At 69.7% G+C, this 18240-nt stretch carries 17 protein-coding genes and 1 pseudogene; 6 read left to right on the top strand and 12 right to left on the bottom strand.

Annotated elements, in window-relative coordinates; translation table 11 throughout:
- The first annotated feature begins 21 nt into the window (after nt 1–21).
- The gene (locus O6P37_RS09760; RefSeq protein WP_269893863.1) at nt 22–636 is read left to right on the top strand and encodes a TetR/AcrR family transcriptional regulator; all 615 of its coding nucleotides are present in this window, start codon (nt 22–24) and stop codon (nt 634–636) included.
- A gap of 25 nt (nt 637–661) precedes the next feature.
- Here the strand turns inward: O6P37_RS09760 and O6P37_RS09755 are convergent.
- The 4 genes and pseudogenes from O6P37_RS09755 to O6P37_RS09740 all read right to left on the bottom strand — a co-directional run bounded on the left by O6P37_RS09755 (nt 662) and on the right by O6P37_RS09740 (nt 4006).
- Nucleotides 662–2181 (bottom strand): annotated as a pseudogene (locus tag O6P37_RS09755) (FAD-dependent monooxygenase).
- Complete coding sequence (locus tag O6P37_RS09750; RefSeq protein WP_269893862.1) at nt 2178–2810, bottom strand: TetR family transcriptional regulator; 633 nt, start codon at nt 2808–2810, stop codon at nt 2178–2180. Before O6P37_RS09750 ends, O6P37_RS09755 begins: the two are co-directional and overlap by 4 nt.
- A gap of 54 nt (nt 2811–2864) precedes the next feature.
- On the bottom strand, nt 2865–3158 hold the full coding sequence (locus O6P37_RS09745) for a DUF3017 domain-containing protein (protein ID WP_269893861.1): 294 nt from the start codon (nt 3156–3158) through the stop codon (nt 2865–2867).
- Complete coding sequence (locus O6P37_RS09740; protein ID WP_269893860.1) at nt 3155–4006, bottom strand: bifunctional methylenetetrahydrofolate dehydrogenase/methenyltetrahydrofolate cyclohydrolase; 852 nt, start codon at nt 4004–4006, stop codon at nt 3155–3157. The genes O6P37_RS09745 and O6P37_RS09740 overlap by 4 nt, the downstream gene beginning before the upstream one ends.
- A gap of 39 nt (nt 4007–4045) precedes the next feature.
- Between O6P37_RS09740 and O6P37_RS09735 the strand changes: the two genes are divergently transcribed.
- On the top strand, nt 4046–5233 hold the full coding sequence (locus O6P37_RS09735) for an NADH:flavin oxidoreductase (RefSeq protein WP_269893859.1): 1188 nt from the start codon (nt 4046–4048) through the stop codon (nt 5231–5233).
- A gap of 4 nt (nt 5234–5237) precedes the next feature.
- Here the strand turns inward: O6P37_RS09735 and O6P37_RS09730 are convergent, their stop codons facing one another.
- Nucleotides 5238–5801 (bottom strand): TetR family transcriptional regulator, encoded by a 564-nt coding sequence (locus tag O6P37_RS09730; RefSeq protein WP_269893858.1) that lies wholly within the window; start codon nt 5799–5801, stop codon nt 5238–5240.
- Nucleotides 5802–5850: 49 nt separating this feature from the next.
- Between O6P37_RS09730 and O6P37_RS09725 the strand changes: the two genes are divergently transcribed.
- The gene (locus O6P37_RS09725) at nt 5851–6249 is read left to right on the top strand and encodes a nuclear transport factor 2 family protein (RefSeq protein ID WP_269893857.1); all 399 of its coding nucleotides are present in this window, start codon (nt 5851–5853) and stop codon (nt 6247–6249) included.
- Here the strand turns inward: O6P37_RS09725 and O6P37_RS09720 are convergent.
- Nucleotides 6246–8009, bottom strand: coding sequence for a PQQ-binding-like beta-propeller repeat protein (locus tag O6P37_RS09720; protein ID WP_269893856.1), 1764 nt, complete (start codon nt 8007–8009; stop codon nt 6246–6248). The two genes, O6P37_RS09725 and O6P37_RS09720, sit on opposite strands and share 4 nt — an antisense overlap.
- A gap of 60 nt (nt 8010–8069) precedes the next feature.
- On the opposite strand from O6P37_RS09720, the gene O6P37_RS09715 reads away from it, so the two are divergent.
- The 3 genes from O6P37_RS09715 (at nt 8070) to O6P37_RS09705 (ending at nt 12913) form a co-directional block, all read left to right on the top strand.
- Complete coding sequence (locus tag O6P37_RS09715; RefSeq protein WP_269894157.1) at nt 8070–10682, top strand: ATP-binding cassette domain-containing protein; 2613 nt, start codon at nt 8070–8072, stop codon at nt 10680–10682.
- Nucleotides 10655–11236, top strand: a complete 582-nt coding sequence (locus tag O6P37_RS09710) for a rhomboid-like protein (protein ID WP_269893855.1) — start codon at nt 10655–10657, stop codon at nt 11234–11236. The genes O6P37_RS09715 and O6P37_RS09710 overlap by 28 nt, the downstream gene beginning before the upstream one ends.
- A 72-nt stretch (nt 11237–11308) precedes the next feature.
- Nucleotides 11309–12913 (top strand): HNH endonuclease signature motif containing protein, encoded by a 1605-nt coding sequence (locus O6P37_RS09705; RefSeq protein ID WP_269893854.1) that lies wholly within the window; start codon nt 11309–11311, stop codon nt 12911–12913.
- Between the two features lie 67 nt (nt 12914–12980).
- Here O6P37_RS09705 and O6P37_RS09700 read toward each other — a convergent pair whose 3' ends face one another.
- Genes O6P37_RS09700 through O6P37_RS09675 form a run of 6 tightly spaced genes read right to left on the bottom strand, consistent with a single transcriptional unit; the run spans nt 12981 to nt 18196 of the window.
- On the bottom strand, nt 12981–13331 hold the full coding sequence (locus O6P37_RS09700; RefSeq protein ID WP_269893853.1) for a nuclear transport factor 2 family protein: 351 nt from the start codon (nt 13329–13331) through the stop codon (nt 12981–12983).
- An 8-nt stretch (nt 13332–13339) separates the two neighbouring features.
- Nucleotides 13340–13900, bottom strand: a complete 561-nt coding sequence (locus O6P37_RS09695) for a pentapeptide repeat-containing protein (RefSeq protein WP_269893852.1) — start codon at nt 13898–13900, stop codon at nt 13340–13342.
- Nucleotides 13901–13903: 3 nt separating this feature from the next.
- Nucleotides 13904–14485 carry a GTP-binding protein gene (locus tag O6P37_RS09690; RefSeq protein ID WP_269893851.1) on the bottom strand — a complete coding sequence of 194 codons (582 nt, stop codon included), beginning with the start codon at nt 14483–14485 and terminating at the stop codon, nt 13904–13906.
- Nucleotides 14466–14885 carry a DUF742 domain-containing protein gene (locus tag O6P37_RS09685; RefSeq protein ID WP_269893850.1) on the bottom strand — a complete coding sequence of 140 codons (420 nt, stop codon included), beginning with the start codon at nt 14883–14885 and terminating at the stop codon, nt 14466–14468. The genes O6P37_RS09690 and O6P37_RS09685 overlap by 20 nt, the downstream gene beginning before the upstream one ends.
- 6 nt (nt 14886–14891) lie before the next feature.
- Nucleotides 14892–15344 (bottom strand): roadblock/LC7 domain-containing protein, encoded by a 453-nt coding sequence (locus tag O6P37_RS09680; RefSeq protein ID WP_264014913.1) that lies wholly within the window; start codon nt 15342–15344, stop codon nt 14892–14894.
- A complete protein-coding gene (locus O6P37_RS09675) occupies nt 15341–18196 on the bottom strand; it encodes an ATP-binding protein (protein WP_269893849.1) in 2856 nt (951 codons plus the stop codon). The genes O6P37_RS09680 and O6P37_RS09675 overlap by 4 nt, the downstream gene beginning before the upstream one ends.
- Nucleotides 18197–18240: the final 44 nt, after the last annotated feature.

Raw genomic sequence — 18240 nt, 5'->3', positions numbered from 1 at the left:
ACAGGCTGTTAATATTCAGCCGTGCCGAGTGAAGGCGACGGCCGTGCGCTGCGCAGCGAATTGACCCGGGCCGCCCTGGTCGCCGCCGCGCGGGCGTTGTTCGTCGACCGCGGCTACGTGGCGGTGTCCACCGGCGACATCGCCAAGGCGGCCGCCGTCACCCGCAACGCGCTGTACTACCACTTCCCTACCAAGGAGGCGGTGTTCCGGGCGGTCTACGAGGACGTCGAGCGGCAGTTGGCCGACGCCGTACTCCCCGCCGCGCTCGCCGAACCGACGGCCCGCCGCCGGCTCGAGGTCGGGTGCGAACGGTTCCTGGACGGCTGCCTCGACCCGGCGGTGGCTCGAATCAGCATCCTCGACGCCCCCGCCGCGCTCGGCTTTTCCCAGATGCGTGAGATCGACAACCGCAACTACCTCAGTGCGCTGCGCGACGGCCTGCGCGCGGGAGTGGATGCCGGTGAGATCGCCGACCTGCCGGTGGACACGCTGGCGTCGATGATCATCGGCGCGCTCGACGAGGCAGCCCTGCTCATCGCGTCGTCCGACGATCCCCGGCGCGCTCGCCGCGATGCCGGCGTCGTCGCGCGGGCACTGGTGGGCGGACTATTCACCGCCGCACCGAAAGTCGGTTGATCGCTCGATGCGGTTGCGTCCGCGCCTAGCCGGCGCCGAACCACCTGCTCAGCGCCTGGTGGAGCCGTGGCTCGTCGGCAACCTCGAAATCGTCCGTCGCACAGGCCACGTAGCCATCGGGGCGGACGAGGAGCACCGCAGGCCCGCCGGCGATCTGGCCGGAGACCACGTCCACCCTGTCGGCCCACGGCGCCGCGACGGTCGATGCGGCGCCGCCGATCGCGTCGAGCAGGATGCCGCGCGCGTCGTGCAGCAGGTCGGTGACGCGGCGCCCGTCGTCGAGCACGAGATCGGGCACCATGAACCCGGACATCGGATGATCGTCGCCGACGTCATAGCGGACATCCGCACCCGCGAGAGTGCGTGCCAGGTGCCGCGCGACCTCGGGCTGACCCGCCAGTTCACCGAAGAGCTCACGCAGCGCGCTGACTTCGGGCCCCGGCGCGCCAGCGCGAGCTGAGCCAGCGAGTGCATCATCACCCGCTCGCCCACCGGACGACGCTCGGACTCGTAGGTGTCGAGAAGCCCCTCGGGCGCCCACCCGTTCACCACCGCCGCGAGCTTCCAGCCGAGGTTGACGACGTCCTGCATGCCGAGGTTCAGACCGGGCCCACCCATCGGTGAGTGCACGTGCGCGGCGTCACCGGCCAGCAGGATCTGTCCGGCCCGGTAGCGTTGCGCCAGCCGCGAATTGATCCCGTCGAGACGGCGCAACGCATGCGTGTCCGGCGTCCTGGGCGCCTCGATCGCCACGTCGACACCGAGCACCCGGCTCAGACTGTCCTGCAGTTCGGCGAGCGTCATCGGAGCCTCGGTGCTGCCCGGCGTCCAGCCGTACTCGATGGTGCCGAGCATCGGCCGGTCCGGTTCGAGCGGGAACACCACGACGGTGCCGTTGTCGAATCTGCTGACGCCGAAGGCGAGTGTTCCGAAGCCCTCGATGTCGAAGCCGCGGCCGGGCACGAGTCGTGCGTCGGGCAGGTGGACGTGGGCGATCCTGCTGACGATCGGTGAGGTGTGGCCGGGGAACTCGATACCCGCGGCCTTGCGCACCATGCTGCGGCCGCCGTCGGCGCCGACCAGATAACCGGCGTCCATCCGGTGCTGCCGGTCCTGCGTGGCAACGGTCAGTGCCACGCCGTCCTCGCGAGCGTCCAGCGCGGTGAGCTCACTCCCCCAGCGGATGTCGACGCCCAGGTCACGCGCCCGCTTCTCCAGCAGGCGGACCAGCCGCGGCTGCGGAAGGATGAGCGCGTACATCGGATTGTCCTCGATACCGAGGAAACTCAGCGACATCCCGGCGAACATCCAGCCGTGGGCCGGTTGCGGCGGTCCCGCGTCCCCGCCGAACGCGTGGTAGAGGCCGCGCATGTCGAGCTGTCGGATCACCTGTCCGACAAGGCCGTTGGCTTTCGGTTCGGCGCTGGGTCCGGGCAGTGCGTCGAGCACGACCGGCCGGATGCCGGCGAGTGCCAACTCACAGGCCAGCAGCAGGCCGTTCGGTCCGGCTCCGGAGATGGCGACGTCTACGCGTTCGTCGGTCACGACGTCCTCCCGGTGGATCCGCTCGGCTCGGGCAGTCCCGCGGCCACCTCGGTGAACGCCGCTCGCAGCAGTTCGGTGAGCGCGACCGGGGGTTCGGCCCGCACGTAGGTCTCCATCGCCGCGTCGCCGACGGCGCGGATGACCGCCGCCACCAGTCGCGGGTACATGTCCTTCGCGGGGTCGGTGCCGGTCCGCTCGGCGATCGCCGCGAGCCACTCGTCGAACAGTTCCCTGTTGGTGGCGTCCCGGATCTCCGGGCTCAGCAGCAGCTTCCGGACCTCGGCGAGTTCCCGGCGGTCGGGGATCCTGCTCTCCTCGCTGTCGGCGGCACGGAAGTCGGCCTCGAGCGGACTCAGGACGGCCTCGGCGATCGAGGTCCACAGCGGCTCGCCGGCCGGACGCCGCCGCAGTTCGTCGATGCTGTGTCGCAGCCGTTCGGTCTGGCGGTAGGCCAGGGCCTCGTACTTGCCGGTGAAGTAATTGTTGAACGTCCGCAACGACACGCCCGCCAGCTCGGCGATCGCCTCGCGGGTGACGGCGTCGAAGCCGCGTTCGAGGGCGAGCGCGAGCGCGGCGTCGCTGAGTGCGCGGCGGGTGTCCGCCTTCTTGCGTTCCCGGAGTCCGGCCATGCGGCCACCCTACATAATTTTGCACAGTAGGCAAGATTGCCCGGTGCGCAACTCTCAGCTGGTGCCCAGCGGATCGATCGTCCACGCGACATAGAACATGGTCGCGCTCACCGTCGCGGTGGTGACGAAATCCGTTGCGCGCGAACGCACCACGAGAAGGCCGGCCCTGTCGTCGGAAAGCGCGAGGCGCAAAGCCGCCGCGACACCCACCCCGATGGCCATCACCAGCGCGCCGCGCCGCCAGTACCCGGCGACCACCAGGCCGAAGGCGGCGATGAGGATCAGGCCGACCGCCAGGATCGGCCACTGCCCCGCGAAGACCTTGCGGGCGAACTCCTTCGGGGTCATCGCCCCTTTTCGGCCCGCTCGACGACATTCGTCAGCAGGAACGCGCGCGTCAGCGGCCCGACGCCGCCGGGATTCGGCGACACGTGACCCGCCACGTCCCACACATCGGGCGCGACGTCGCCGACCAGCTTCCCGGCGTCGTCCCGGCTGACACCCACGTCGATCACCGCCGCGCCGGGCCGCACCATCTCGGCGGTCACCATGTGCGGCACACCCGCGGCGGCCACGATGATGTCGGCCTCCAGGGTGAACTGCGGCAGGTGGCGGGTGGCGGTGTGGCACAGCGTCACCGTGGCGTTCTCCGACCGCCGCGTGAGCAGCAGGCCCAGCGGCCGGCCGACCGTGACGCCGCGGCCGATGACGACGACGTGCGCGCCGGCGATCTCCACCTCGAAGCGGCGCAGCAGGTGCACGATGCCGCGCGGGGTGCAGGGCAGCGGCGCCGGCTCGTTGAGCACCAGGCGGCCGAGGTTGGTCGGATGCAGCCCGTCGGCGTCCTTGTCCGGGTCGATGCGCTCGAGTGCGGCGTTCTCGTCGAGATGCTTGGGCAGCGGCAACTGCACGATGTAGCCGGTGCACTCCGGGTTGGCGTTGAGTTCGTCGATGGTCTCGTCGAGGGTCGCCTGGCTGATGTCGGCGGGCAGGTCGCGCCGGATCGAGTTGATGCCCACCTTGGCGCAGTCTGCATGCTTGCCGCGCACGTAGGCCTGTGATCCGGGGTCGTCGCCGACGAGCACCGTGCCCAGCCCCGGCGTACGACCGGCCTCGGCCAGGGCCGCGACGCGGTCTTTGAGGTCGACGAAGATCTCGTCGCGCGTGGCCTTGCCGTCCAACGTGATCGCACCCACGGCGTCCAGTCTCGCATGCGCTGTGACAGGCTCTCTCTTATGGACACTCAGCCCAATGTGTTCACTCCGGCCAAACTCGGCCCCGTGACGCTGCGCAACCGCATCATCAAGGCGGCGACATTCGAGGCGTCCACACCGGACGCCCTGGTCACCGACGACTTGATCAATTACCACCGGCTGCCCGCCGCGGGTGGCGTCGGCATGACCACCGTCGCGTACTGCGCGGTGACACCCGGCGGACGCACCGACGGCTGGCAGATCTGGATGCGGCCGGAGGCGGTGCCCGGCCTGCGACGGCTCACCAACGCTGTGCACGCCGAGGGCGCCGCCATCAGCGCCCAGATCGGCCACGCGGGTCCGGTCGCCAACGCCCGCACGAACAAGGCCAAGGCGCTGGCCCCGATGCGGTTCTTCAACCCCCTGTCGATGCGGTTCGCCAGGAAGGCCACCCGCCACGACATCGACGCCGTGACCAGGGCCCACGCCAATGCGGCTCGGCTGGCCATCGAATCCGGGTTCGACGCCGTCGAGGTCCACCTCGGCCACAACTACCTGGCCAGTTCGTTCCTGAGCCCGCTGCTCAACCACCGCAAGGACGAGTACGGCGGGTCGCTGGAGAACCGGGCGAAGGTCGCGCGCGGCGTGGTGCGTGCCGTCCGGGACGCCGTGGGCAACCAGATCGCGGTGACGGCGAAGCTCAACATGACCGACGGGGTCCGCGCGGGTATCCCGATGGAGGAGTCGCTGCAGACCGCCAAGTGGCTCGAGGAGGACGGCGGCCTCGATGCCATCGAGCTGACCGCAGGCAGCTCGCTGGTGAACCCGCTGTACCTGTTCCACGGCGACGCGCCGGTGAAGGAGTTCGCCGGTGCGTTCAAGCCGCCGCTGAGCTGGGGCATCCGGATGACCGGCAAGAAGTTCCTGCGTGAGTATCCGTACCGCGAGGCGTTCCTGTTGGATAAGGCCCGGCAGTTCCGCGCCGAGCTGACGATGCCGCTGATCCTGCTGGGCGGCATCACCAACCGCGAGACGATGGACCTCGCGATGGCCGAGGGGTTCGACTTCGTGGCGATGGGCCGCGCGCTGCTGGCCGAGCCGGACCTGATCAACCGGATTCAGGCCGACGCGCTGGTCCGCTCGGCGTGCACGCACTGCAACAAGTGCATGGCGACCATCTACAGCCACACCCACTGCGTCGTCACCGGCGCGCCCGACGCCCTGGTCTGACGGCTCACTCCGGCGGCGCCAGCGCGCGTGCGCAGTCCACGACGATGCCGTCGGCGGTGGCAGGAATGCGGCTGCGCGCCGCCAGGTGCCGGCGCACCACGGCCGACGGGATGTCGACCAGCGCGGCGGTGACTCGGTCGACCGGCCCACCCATGTCGCGCAGTTGTCGGATCATTCTGCGGTGCAGCGTTTTTCGACGGTCCTCGAGTTCCGTCGGCCATTCGGAGCGGCAAAATGCGTCGGGGCCGGCCAGCAGTACCTGCGCCTCGTCCGCGTGGTCGCGGCACCACTGCACGGTGTAGAGCGCGCCTGCGGCGACCCGGTCCTGCCGTTCTCCGGAGCGCTCGAGCACCGCGATCAGGCCGTTCTGGAACCGCTCCTCGGTGCGCATCCAGAGTTCGCCGCACAGCGCGGCGCGCGACGGAAAGCGGTGGTACATCGACCCGCTCGGCGCCCCGACCGCGCGGGCCACCGCCGACACCGTCACCGCCGCCGCGCCGTCCGCGGCGACGATCGCGGCGGCCGCGTCCAGCAGCTGGTCGACGGTGAATCGGGCTGGCCGCGGCATGGCGCACAGTTTATAGTAGAGATGCATCTCTAATACGGAAGGAATCCCGATGAGCGATCCCACGGGTGTGGCCCGGCGGTTCTACGCGGCGATGGCCGACGGTGACGGCAGTGCCCTGTTCGACGTCCTCGCCGACGATTTCGTGGCCGACGTCAGCGCCGGCATGCCGCACGGCGTCGGCGGTGAACACCGCGGCGCCGCGGAGACCATCACCGAGGTGTGGGCCCGCATCGATTCCCTCTACGACGTCGACGTCGCGCCGTCGGAGTACCTGCCGGTCGACGACCACCGGGTGGTCGTGCTCGGCGCCTACCGCGGCTCTGCCCGCGACGGCGGGTCTACGGTGGACGCGGCGTTCGCCCATGTGATCACCGTGCACGGCGAGAAGATGACGGCCCTGCGGCAGATCACCGACACCGCGCGGTGGAGCGTGCCGCTTCCGGCCTAGCGGTAGCCGTCGATCACGAGGGTGCGGTTCTCGCCTCGGCGCAGCACCAGATTCGCGCCGGGCACGGGCAGGAGGCCGTCGACATCAGGGGCAGATGTGCGGGCCACCTCGGCGCACGTGGTGCTGTCGAGGGTCACCAGGCTCTCGCGCTCCTGATCCTGGACGACGAAGGCGTCGCCGAAGGTCAGATGCGCGGTGTCGAAGCCGGTACCCCTGAGCAGCGGGTAGCCGCTCGAGAACCCGCCGACCGTCGAGCACCGCTCGGAACCCCGGCCGTCGAACAGCGTCAGCCGTTCATCTCGACCGACCGACTGCGTACCGAGGATGTCGTCGTCGGGACCGGGAGCCTCTCTGAATGTCAACTCGCGCGGCAGATCGGTGATCGTCCGATCAACGACGTCGACGTATTGATTGGTCCCCGGCGCCTGGGGATCGGACAGCCGGAGGAGAACACCGGAGCCGCTCAGCGCCGACCCGGATCCACTGTGATAAGCGTTCGATGTGTCCTCCGACGCCCCTTCGCGCAGCAGGTGGTCCCAGACGATGCTCCCCGTCTGCGGATCGAGGACCGTCAGCCAGACGGTGCCCTGCTGGTTTTCGAAGCACGTCGACACCGAGACCAGGCGTTCGGCCGTGTCCATGTATTCGGTCGCGCACCCGGCATGCGGCGCGGCCACCGTCCACATCGGCTTCCCGGTCCGGGAGTCGGTGCGGGTCCACGTCCGTTCATCGCGGTAGACCATGTAGGGCGGGCGGTCGAATCCCTTGGTGGTGTACAGCTGCCTGCCACTTCCGCTCCACAGCTCTTCGCCGGTGACGGCGTCCAGTGCGACGACACTCTTCTCGCCGACTTTGTCGTCGCCGTCGATCCAGACCAGGACCGTCGCGCCGTCGTCGAACACCAGCACCGTCTCGACCCGGGATACGCCCGGCCCGGTTCGCCGGTAATGCCAGCGCTGCGCTCCGTCGGCGTCGTATGCAGTCACCATGTCCCCGACATCGACGATGAATCCGGCGCCGGCGGCCGCTGCGAAGAACTGCGGATAGTCCTGGTCGTCGTAGGCGTCCGGAACCGTGACGGTGAACCGCTTCTGCCCCAGCACCATCGGGACCGGCGGGACATCGGCGGCCGCGGCCGTGGTCGCATCGACGTAGCGGGTGTCGTCACCGGCGCGCACCGATGCCACCGTCGTCACTGACGCCATCACCACGCCGACGACTGCCCCGAGGGCGACCGCACGCAGGTCCCGGCGGGCCAGCAGCGGGATCCGCACGGCGGCGAGCAGCACGGCTATCGCACCGGCCACCCCCAGGAGCCACGCCGCGATACCAGCAGGCAGCGCCGGGGTGACCGGATATGTGCTCGTCACCCTCGCGTAGAAGGAGGCGATGTCGACGCTGTAGATCCCATACACAGCGAGGGCGAGGACGCCTGCCACCGCCACAGGTCTCACGGCGCCGCTGCGCCGGGTGCGGCCCAGCCAGACGCTGACGGCGGCGGCGGCCAGCAACGTGACGGCCGCGATCCAGACGACGACGGCCAGCGCGTCCACCGGCGAATCACCCAGCCGGGGCAGGCGCTCGATGTACCCCGGCCAGCCGCCGACATGCCGGGTCTGCTCCGCCTGCTGCCGGCTCCACAGCGCCAGGCCCGCCGCCCACAGCAGCAACGCGACCGCAAGCCCCGCGAATGCCGTCATCACCGTCTCCAGTGCCGCCCGCATCCGCCAGCCCAACTCGCCACGATCCACGCCGGTCATCGTCACACGCCGCGCTGCGCGGTAGCAGCGGCAATTCCAGTGGCGGTACCGATAGAGTTGATCACGATGAGCCGACCAGCACCGCCCGCGCTGACCGTTCGTTACGAGGGCTCCACCCGCACGTTCGCGCCGGGCAACGACGTCGTCATCGGCCGCGACCTGCGCGCCGACGTGCGAATCGCCCACCCCTTGATCTCCCGCGCCCACCTGGTGCTGCGGTTCGACCAGGGCCGGTGGGTCGCCATCGACAACGGCAGCCTCAACGGCATGTTCGCCAACGGCCGACGCGTCCCGTCCGTCGACATCCGCGACGGCCAGACCCTCAACATCGGCAACCCGGACGGCCCGCAGGTGTCATTCGAGGTCGGCCGCCACCAGGGTTCGGTCGGCAGCCCACCGCCGACCAGTGCGGTGCCGGTCGCGCGCCCCAACACCGGCTGGAACACTCCGCAGCCGCACACCGCCCCGGGCCGTCCGCACATCGCGACGCCGCCCACGTCGCGGCCGCAGCAGCGCTACCCGACCGGTGCGCAGCAGGGATTTCCCCCGTCGTCGCAGCAGCGGTACCCGACGGGTCCCGCATCGCACCAGACGCGGCCGCCGATGTCGCAACCGATCTCACAGCAGTCCAGTGAGCCGGTCACCAGCATGGGTCCGACGGCGGCGCCGCGCTCCAGCGACGGCGGCAATCTGGCCACCAGCATGCTCAAGATCCTGCGGCCCGGACGGACGCCGGAGACGCCGGCGGGAGCGGTGAAGATCGGTCGCGCGACCGACAACGACATCGTGATCCCCGACGTGCTGGCCGGGCGCCACCACGCCTCGCTGGTGTCGACCGCGCAGGGCACCGAGATCGTCGACAACCGCAGCATCAACGGCACCTTCGTCAACGGTTCGCGGGTCGATTCGGCGTTGCTCCAAGAGGGCGACACCGTCACGATCGGCAACGTCGACCTGGTGTTCAGCGGCGGCACACTGGTCCGGCGCACCGAGACCGCGGCCGCGACGGCCACCGGCGGCCTCGACGTGCACGGCGTCACCTGGACGATCGAGAACAACAAGACGCTGCTCGACAACATCTCGCTGACGGCGCGGCCGGGCACGCTCACGGCGGTGATCGGCCCGTCGGGCGCGGGCAAGTCGACCTTCGCCCGGCTGGTGGCCGGCTATACCCATCCGTCCAGCGGAACGGTCACGTTCGAGGGCCACAACGTGCACGCCGAGTACGCCTCGCTGCGCTCCCGCATCGGGATGGTGCCGCAGGACGACGTCGTGCACGGGCAGCTGACCGTCCGTCAGGCGCTGATGTACGCCGCCGAGCTGCGGCTGCCACCGGACACCACCAAGGCCGACCGCGAACAGGTCGTCATGCAGGTGCTCGAGGAACTCGAGATGACCAAGCACCTCGAGACCCGGGTCGACAAGCTCTCCGGCGGTCAGCGCAAGCGGGCGTCCGTGGCGCTCGAGCTGCTGACCGGGCCGTCGCTGCTGATCCTCGACGAGCCGACCTCGGGTCTGGACCCGGCGCTCGACCGCCAGGTGATGACGATGCTGCGCCAGCTGGCCGACGCGGGTCGCGTCGTGCTGGTGGTCACTCACTCGCTGACCTACCTCGACGTCTGCGATCAGGTTCTGCTGCTGGCACCGGGCGGCAAGACCGCCTTCTGCGGGCCGCCGGCGAAGATCGGCGCGGCGATGGGCACGACCAACTGGGCCGACATCTTCAGCACGGTGGCCGGCGATCCCGAAGCGGCCCAACAGCGGTGGCTCGAACTCAACGGCCCGCCGCCTGCCCAACCGCCGGCCGATCAACCGGCCGACCTCGGCGAGCCGTCGAAAACCAGTCTGCGAAGGCAGTTCTCGACGATCGCGCGGCGCCAGATCCGGCTCATCGTGTCCGACCGCGGCTACTTCATCTTCCTTGCGCTGCTGCCGTTCATCATGGGCACGCTGTCGCTCTCGGTGCCGGGCACCGTCGGCTTCGGCGTCCCGAACCCGATGGGCGACGCACCCAACGAGCCGGGCCAGGTGCTGGTGCTGCTCAACGTCGGCGCGATCTTCATGGGCACGGCGCTGACCATCCGCGACCTCATCGGCGAGCGCGCGATCTTCCTTCGCGAGCAGGCCGTCGGCCTGTCCACCACCGCGTACCTGCTGGCGAAGGTCTGCGTCTACTCGATTTTCGCGATCATCCAGTCCGCCATCGTCACCGGTATCACGATCGCGGGCAAGGGATTCGGCGAGGGCGCGGTCGACAGCGGTTCGGTGGTGGGCAATCCGTCGCTCGAGCTGTTCTTCGGGATGGCCGCGACGACGGTGACCGCGGCGATGGTCGGGCTCGCGTTGTCGGCGCTGGCCAAGACCAGTGAGCAGATCATGCCGCTGCTGGTGATCGCGATCATGTCGCAGCTGGTGTTCTCCGGCGGCATGATCCCCGTGACGGGCCGCATCGGCCTCGACCAGATGTCATGGATCACCCCGGCCCGCTGGGGCTTCGCCGCGTCGGCGTCGACGGTGGACCTGATCAGACTCGTCCCAGGACCGCTGACGCCGAAGGACTCGCACTGGGAACACACCGGCGGCACCTGGCTTTTCGACATGGGGATGCTCGCGGCCCTCAGCATCGGCTATCTGACGTTCGTGCGGTGGAAGATCCGGCTGAAGGGCGCCTGAGCGCTCCTCTGACCTACGGGTGGCTGGCCGTCCTGTTGGTCACGACACGGCTGCAGCGGGCGGCAGGGCGGAAGCGGTCACGCTTGCTGCGTCAGCAGTCGACGAATCTGCATCACCTGTCGCGGGAGCCGCTGCGGGTGCTGGTCACCAGCCTCTTCTGGCTCGACGGGCGACGCTGGTGGCCCTATGTGCCTGTGTACGCGGCGGTGCTGGCGCCGGCCGAGCGGAGGATGGGGTCAGGCCGGTGGCTGCTGGTCGGGCTGACCGCGCACATCGTCGGGACGGTCGCTGGGCAGGGATTCCTCCGCCGGTCGATCCGGGCCGGGCAGGCGCCCTCTCGGCTGGAGAACGCACGCGATGTCGGAGTCAGTTACTTCGTTTTTGGAGTCGCCGGTGCGGCGTCGCGGTACCTCCCCCGCCGGTATCGCGCCGGCGCGCAGGTGCTGGGTGCCGGTGCGCTCGTCGTCGACGTCGTCGTCCAGCCGACCTATACCGAGGTGGGCCACCTGACGGCTTTTCTGACGGGTTTGGGTCTGACGCGCCTGGCGCGATAGTCGCCTCAGAGTTATCCCCAGTGCCGGAATCGCGGCTGTTGCGCGTCGTACCCCTCTGCCATAATCGAATGTATGTTCGATCCGATGCAGGCGAGTTTCGACGAGGTGCTGACCTCGCCGCGTCCGCGGTTGGTCGAGGCCGACGCGCTGATCGCCGACCTGGTGGCGACCGCGCGCCGGGAGAACCAGCAAGCCGCGGCCCGGTTGACGATCATCGGTGAGCTCTATGGGCTGCGGATCGCGCAGCGTGACGAGATCAGTGACCAGTGGGCGGTGGACACCGAGTGCGCGGTGGCCGCCGAAGTCGCCGCCGCACTGAACATCGGGCACGGGTCGGCGTCGATCCAGGTCAATCTGGCGCGCGGGTTGCGGGAACGGCTCCCCGCGGTGGCGGCGGTGTTCCGGGCCGGTGAGCTGAGCATCGCCATCGTGGATGTGTTGCTGCATCGCACCAGCTTGATCACCGATCCCGACATCCTCGCTGGGGTGGATGCGGCGTTGGCCGGTGCGGCGGCGCGGTTGATGACACTGAGTCCCGGGCAGCTGTGCGGTCATGTCGACCGGATCATCGCCCGCCAGGATCGCGATGCGGTGCGGCGACGCAGGAGGGCCGCCGAACTCCGTGAGTTCTGGGTCAACGACGGTCTCGATGGGATGAGCACCTTCGGCGGCACCATGAGCACCGTCGATGCCCAGATCTTCGAACGGAGTGTCGACGCGATGGCCGACACCGTGTGCCCCGATGATCCCCGTACCAAGCGGCAGCGTCGTGTCGATGCCATCGCCGCGGTGTGCAGCGGCGCCCAACGCCTGCCCTGCCAGTGCGCCAATCCGGGCTGCCCGAAGAAGGACGCCGTCGCCGCCCCCTTCGTCATCCACACCATCACCGGCCCCAACACCGATAGTGGGGCTGGGGCTGCCGCCGACACTGACGCGGCCGCCGACACCGACACCGTGGGCACCCCCGACACCCCCGACATCGCCGACGCCGACACCGACACCGACGCCGACGCCGATGATTCGGTGGCGAGCCTGGTGCACAACGACGGCATCCTGCCGCCCGAACAGGTCGCGCCCCTGGCCGAGCATGCCACGATCCGGCCGCTGATCCATCCCGGCGACGCCCCGCCCGAGCCGCGCTACACCCCCTCGCGCAACCTGGCGGAGTTCGTCCGCTGCCGCGACATGGGCTGCCGATTCCCGGGCTGCGACGTGCCGGCCTTCAGCACCGACATCGACCACACCATCCCCTACAGCCAAGGCGGGCCGACCCAGGCGTCGAACCTCAAATGCCTGTGCCGCCTTCACCATCTGATCAAGACCTTCTGGGGCTGGCACGACCAACAACAGTGCGACGGCACGGTCATCTGGACCAGCCCCGCGGGCCAGACCTACACCACCAGACCGGGATCGGCGCTGCTGTTCCCCAGCCTCTGCGCACCGACGGCCGCCGCAGTTGTCACACCGCGACCCGACGATCCATGCGGTGAGCGCACCGCGATGATGCCCAAACGGCAACGCACCCGAGCCCAATCCCGCGCCGCCCGCATCGCCGCGGAACGCCAACAGAACCGCGAACACCGCGAAGCCCGCCGCCGCGCACGCCGACAAGCACTCGACGCACTCTTCGCCCCCAAGCCACCACCACAACCCGGCGACGAACCGCCACCCTTCTAGCGACACCGCGGCTCAACACCGCCGACGCCATCACACGTCGGCGGTAACCGCCTGCGCGAGTGAGGATTCAGTGCACATCTGGATGCACGGCGCGTAACTGCGCGCTGTCCCAGTAGCCGCGCTGGTGTTCGATCAATCCATTGCGGACATGGAAGAACCCGCACCCGCGGAAGCCGTCCGGGTCGACCCATTCAAGTGCAGCCCAGTCACCGTCGACCACAAGGTTGATCGGTGTGCATGTCAACGGGCCGGCCGCGAACGTCTCGCGGTGGAACTGCTCGATCGCCGCTCGGCCGGCGACGGGGTCCAGCGCGATCTGATGGTTCACCGCATCCTCGGCGTACAACGCCGAAAGAGCCTCCGGGTCATTGGCGTTGAACAACTCCACCCAGCGCTCGATGGTCTCCCGCGTCGTCACCGGCCCTCCTACTCCGCGTTGACATCCAGCCCGTGGGCCGCGGCGTACGACAGTGCCTGCTCGATGTCGATTTTCGCGCCGCGCACCGAGGCGGTGGTCCAGAACGTCGGGTCCATCCGCGCCCCGCGCAGATCGGCCTCACCGAACTTCGCCCCGTTGCAACGGGAACCGGTGAGATCGGCACGGCGCAGCACCGCCTTACGCAGGTCGGCGCCGACGAGGCCGGCCTCCCGCAGCCGACAGTCCGACAGGTCGACCCCGCGCAGGTCGCAACCGCCCAGCACCGCCAGGGTCAGATCCACCTCGACCAGCACGAGCGGCCGCAACCTGCACTCGGTGAACTCCGAACCCAGCAGGCTGCAGTGCTTGAACACGCTGTGCCACAACGTCGTCCGCCGGAACCGGCAGTTCCGGAACGCCGTACCGACATGCTCGGACTCACTCATGTCGACACCGCTGAAGTCACACCCGTCGAACACCACCCGATCGGTGCGCAGCCGACTCAGGTCCTCGTCGCGGAAGTCCCGGCCGATGAACTCTTCCTCGGTCCAGACCGTGTCGCCGCCCACCCGTCAGCCGGGCAGCGCGCTGAGGCTGTCGAGGGCGTACTCGGTGACCGCGATCAGGGCGGCCTTCGCCGAATGCCGGTCCCGGGCATCCACACTGACCACCGGGATACGGTCCGGCAGTGCGAGCGCCTTACGCACCGCGGCGGCCGGGTGCTTCGGCGCATTGTCGAATTCGTTGACCGCGATGAGGAACGGCAGCCGGCGCGCCTCGAAGAAGTCGACCGCGGCGAAGCTGTCCTGCAGCCGCCGGACGTCAACCAGGATGATCGCGCCGATCGCCCCGCGCACCAGGTCGTCCCACATGAACCAGAAGCGGCGCTGCCCCGGCGTCCCGAACAGGTACAGCACCAGGTCGTCACCGAGGGTGATGCGGCCGAAGTCCATCGCCACCGTGGTGGTCCGCTTGTCGGGGGTGGCGTCCAGTCCGTCCAGCCCGGCCGACGCGTTGGTCACCAGGGCCTCGGTCCGCAACGGCATGATCTCCGACACCGCACCCACGAAGGTGGTCTTCCCGGCGCCGAATCCGCCGGAGATCACGATCTTGGTCGAGGCGGCGTCGCGTCGATCAGAGTGCCCTGAGGCCACGCAGCGTCCTTCCTATCAATTCGCGACGTTCGTCGTAGGTCGCCGAGTCGTCGAGGGTGACGAGCACCCGTAGATAACCTTGCGTCACCAGGTCGCCGATCAGCACGCGCGCCACGCCGAGCGGCACGGACAACCTGGCCGCGATCTCCGCGACCGAGGGACTGTCCACACACAACGCCAGGATCTGACCGCGGATGTCGCTCGCCGGCCAGCGCGGCGCCTTGCCCGAATTCAACGTCTCCACCGGCGCCTCCATCGGCAGGTGGACGCGAGACTCCGTGCGACCCGCGGTCAGAGTGTACGGCCGGACCAGGTTCGGCGTCGGCCCGGACTCCTCGGAGTCAGGTCCCGGATCGGGTTCCCAACCGCTCGATTCGCCTCTGCCGCTCGGATAGTCCATCGCGGATCACGAGTGCTGCGGAGTCCGTCGAGCCGACTGCACCACAGTGCCGACCCGCTCTACCAGTATCGCCATCTCGTAACCGATCTGGCCGATGTCACACGACCGCTTGGCCAGCGTCGCCAGATTCGACCCGTCGCCGACCCGCATCAGCAACAGGTAGCCGTTCTCCATCTCGACCACCGACTGCAACACGTGCCCGCCGTCGAACAGCTGTGCCGCGCCGGTGGACAGGCTCGCCAGCCCGGACGCGACGGCTGCGAGCTGGTCGGCCCGCTCGCCGGGCATGTGCTCGCTGGCCGCCATCAGCAGTCCGTCGGCCGACACCAGCACCGCGTGCGACACACCGGACACCTCGCGCGCGAACTTCGAGACCAGCCAGTCGAGCGACTCGCGCGCGGACGGGCGTGCGAATGAGTCCCGGGGGTTCGCGGTGCTCCTGCTGTCCGGAAACGTCATTCGTATTCAGATCCTCTGGTCTCACGGGCGTGCATGCGGCCGGCGTGCACACCGCCGAAGTGGTTGCTGATGCTCGCGCGGACAGCGTCCGGATCGCGCAGCGGAAGCGACTCCGACCCATTGCCGGCGTCGACCGCCGATGCTACCTCGTCGTCCGGGTCGACGCTGCGATGCGCTCCGCCGTTGCGCTGTCCGCCGTTGACGGCATCGACCCCGCCCGGCACCAGCCGGGCGCCCGGCTGCCGCACCGGTAGCCCCTCCTCGGTGTGCGCGACGACGGGCGCCTCGTCGGCAGCTTCAGCCGCTGACCAGCCGTGATCCCATACCGACTCCCAGTTGAGGTCGCTGCTGTTCGCGATCTCGTGGGGATCGACCAACCATTCCGACAGCATCTTCTGATAGATCGCGTCGTCGGACCCGGCGGTCTCGGACAGGTCGCCGGACAGCTCCCCCGGCAGGTCGGCGAGACCGCGGACCGGCTCGACGGCGGACGCGGGCTCGGCCATTTCAACCGGCCGCTCGTCCTGCGGCGGCTCCATCTGCTCCGGCCGGTGCACGCCGTTGCTGGCCACCTGCGCCCGCGAGGCGAAGAACGCCGACGTGTTCGACGGACCCTGCGGTTCGGCCGGCGTCTGCGCCGGCATCGAGTCCTCCGGCCAGTCATCGACGGGCTGCAGGTCGGGCCGCACCTCGGGCTCATCGACCGGCGCCGGCGCGGGGACGCCGGAGATGCCACTGGCACCGGGGTTGCGCTGCGGCAACAGCGATATCGGGATGTCGGCGTGCCCGTTGAGGTGCCCGACCGGCTCGTCCTGGGCCGCATGGCCGAACCCGTCGCCGTAGGCGTCACCGTGCGCGGTCCCGTTCGTGCGCTCCCGTCCGGGCGACGGCATCGCCGGGAAGGCGGTCAGGCCGGCGGGTGCGTCGGCCGACTCGGCGTACGGCTCGGGCGACGCGGCGTCACTGCGCGCGATCAGCTCGACCGGCACGTACACCCCCGCGGTGGTGCCCGAGTTCGGCTCTTCGGCGACCGTGGCGCGCAGCCGGACCACCAGGCCGTGCTGGGCGGCCAGCCGTCCGACCACGAACAGGCCCATGTGCCTGGCGGTGTACGGGTCGACCTCACCACCGGACTGCAGGCGGGTGTTGGCCACCCGCAGGTCCGACTCGGTCATGCCCAGCCCGATGTCGCTGACCTCGATCACCAGTCCGCCGTTGCCGCTGTGCACAGCCGACACCCGCACCTGCGAGATCGGCGGTGAGTAGCGCAGGGCGTTGTCGAGCAGTTCGGCGAGCAGATGCACCAGGTCACCGGCCACCGGACCGGCGATCTCGCTGTCGGGCACCGTCGCGGTGATCACCCTGGCGTAGTCCTCGACCTCCGAGGCGGCGGCGTTGATGATGGCCGCCACGGGCACCGGTGCGGCCTGGTCGCGCGGGATCCTCGCCCCGGAGAGCACCAGCAGGTTGGCGCCGTTGCGGCGCATCCGGGCCGCGAGGTGGTCGAGCCGGAACAGGCTCTCCAGTCGCTCGGGGTCGTCCTCGTTGGCCTCGAGCCGGTCGATCAGCGACAACTGCTGGTCCACCAGCGACCGGCTGCGCCGCGACAGCGTCTCGAACATGTCGCCGACCTGCATCTGCAACCGCGCCTGCTCGCCGGCCAGGAAGACCGCCTGCTCGTGCAGCTCGTCGACGGCGTGGGCGACCTGCCCGACCTCCTCGGTGGTGTGCACCGGGATGGGGGCGACCGGACCCGGCTCACCGCCGGCGCGCACCCGCTCGATCTCGCCGGCCAGGTCCTCGTGGGCGACCTTGAGGGCGCTGTCGCGCAGCCGGCGCAGCGGCCGCACCAGCGAGCGCGCCACGAGCAGCACTACCGCGAGCGCGATGACGATCGCGACGGCGACGAGGACGGCTTCCCGGATGGCGGCGCTGCGCTGCGCGGCGGCCTCGTCGTGCACGGCCGCGGGAATGCTGGCGGTCAGGTCGTCGATCATGGTGCCGGCGATGCCGTCGGTCACCTGCTGGGACTGGAGCAGTTCGGGATTGCCCACCAGCACCACCCCCGGGGTGGCCATCATCGACATCCGCTTGAACATCTCGGTGCGCAGCGTGGCGGCATCCTGCGACGCCGGACCGAGCAACTCCGCCATGCCGGTGACTGTGGACGGTTCGGTGCCCGCCAGCGTGGTCATCGACACCCGCAGCTCGGGTTCGGGTACGTCACCGCCACGGGTGACGAGCATGTGCTGCAACGCCATCTGGCCGCGGGCGCCGATGGCCCGCGACAGGGCCCGCGCCTGCACCTGCACGTCGGCGGTGTCGGCGCGCGCCGATCCGGTGACGGCCGTCTCCGAGGTGAGCAGCAGCGCCCCGTAGGCGAGCACCCGGCCCCGGAGGTCGATGGTGTTGGCCATCACCTTGTTGATCAGTTCCTGACCGATGGTGAGCAGGTTGCTGACGGCCGACTCGACGTCGCCCACGACGTCGGTGTTCTCCAACCGCTCGCGGAGATCGGCCTTGCGGGAGTCGAAGTCGGCCAGCGGCTGCTGCGTCGGGGTGCCCTCCGTGGCGGCGATCATCGCGCTCTCGAATGCGGCCATGTACTCGCTGATCGCCGGGATCATGTCCGCACGCTCGGCGGCCAGGCGCAGTTCGGACGCCTCGCTCGCACTGGCATTGATCCGCAGCCCGCCGAACCCACCGGCCAGCAGCAGCGGCACCAGCACGATCGCGAAGACCTTCCAGCGCACCGGCCAATTGGTCGGCGACCACCGCGACGGACGCCTGGTCGGCGCCGCGGGCGCGACGGAGCCGCCGGCCGGTCCGCTCAGTATTGGATCGTGATTCATAGGTTTCCTGCTGTTTCGCCGTATGCGGGCGGCGCGGTTCTACG

It is taken from the genome of Mycobacterium hippophais (genome assembly GCF_027529605.1).
GTDB classification, from domain to species: Bacteria; Actinomycetota; Actinomycetes; order Mycobacteriales; family Mycobacteriaceae; genus Mycobacterium; species Mycobacterium arseniciresistens.
This window is presented reverse-complemented; position numbering and strand designations above follow the sequence as displayed.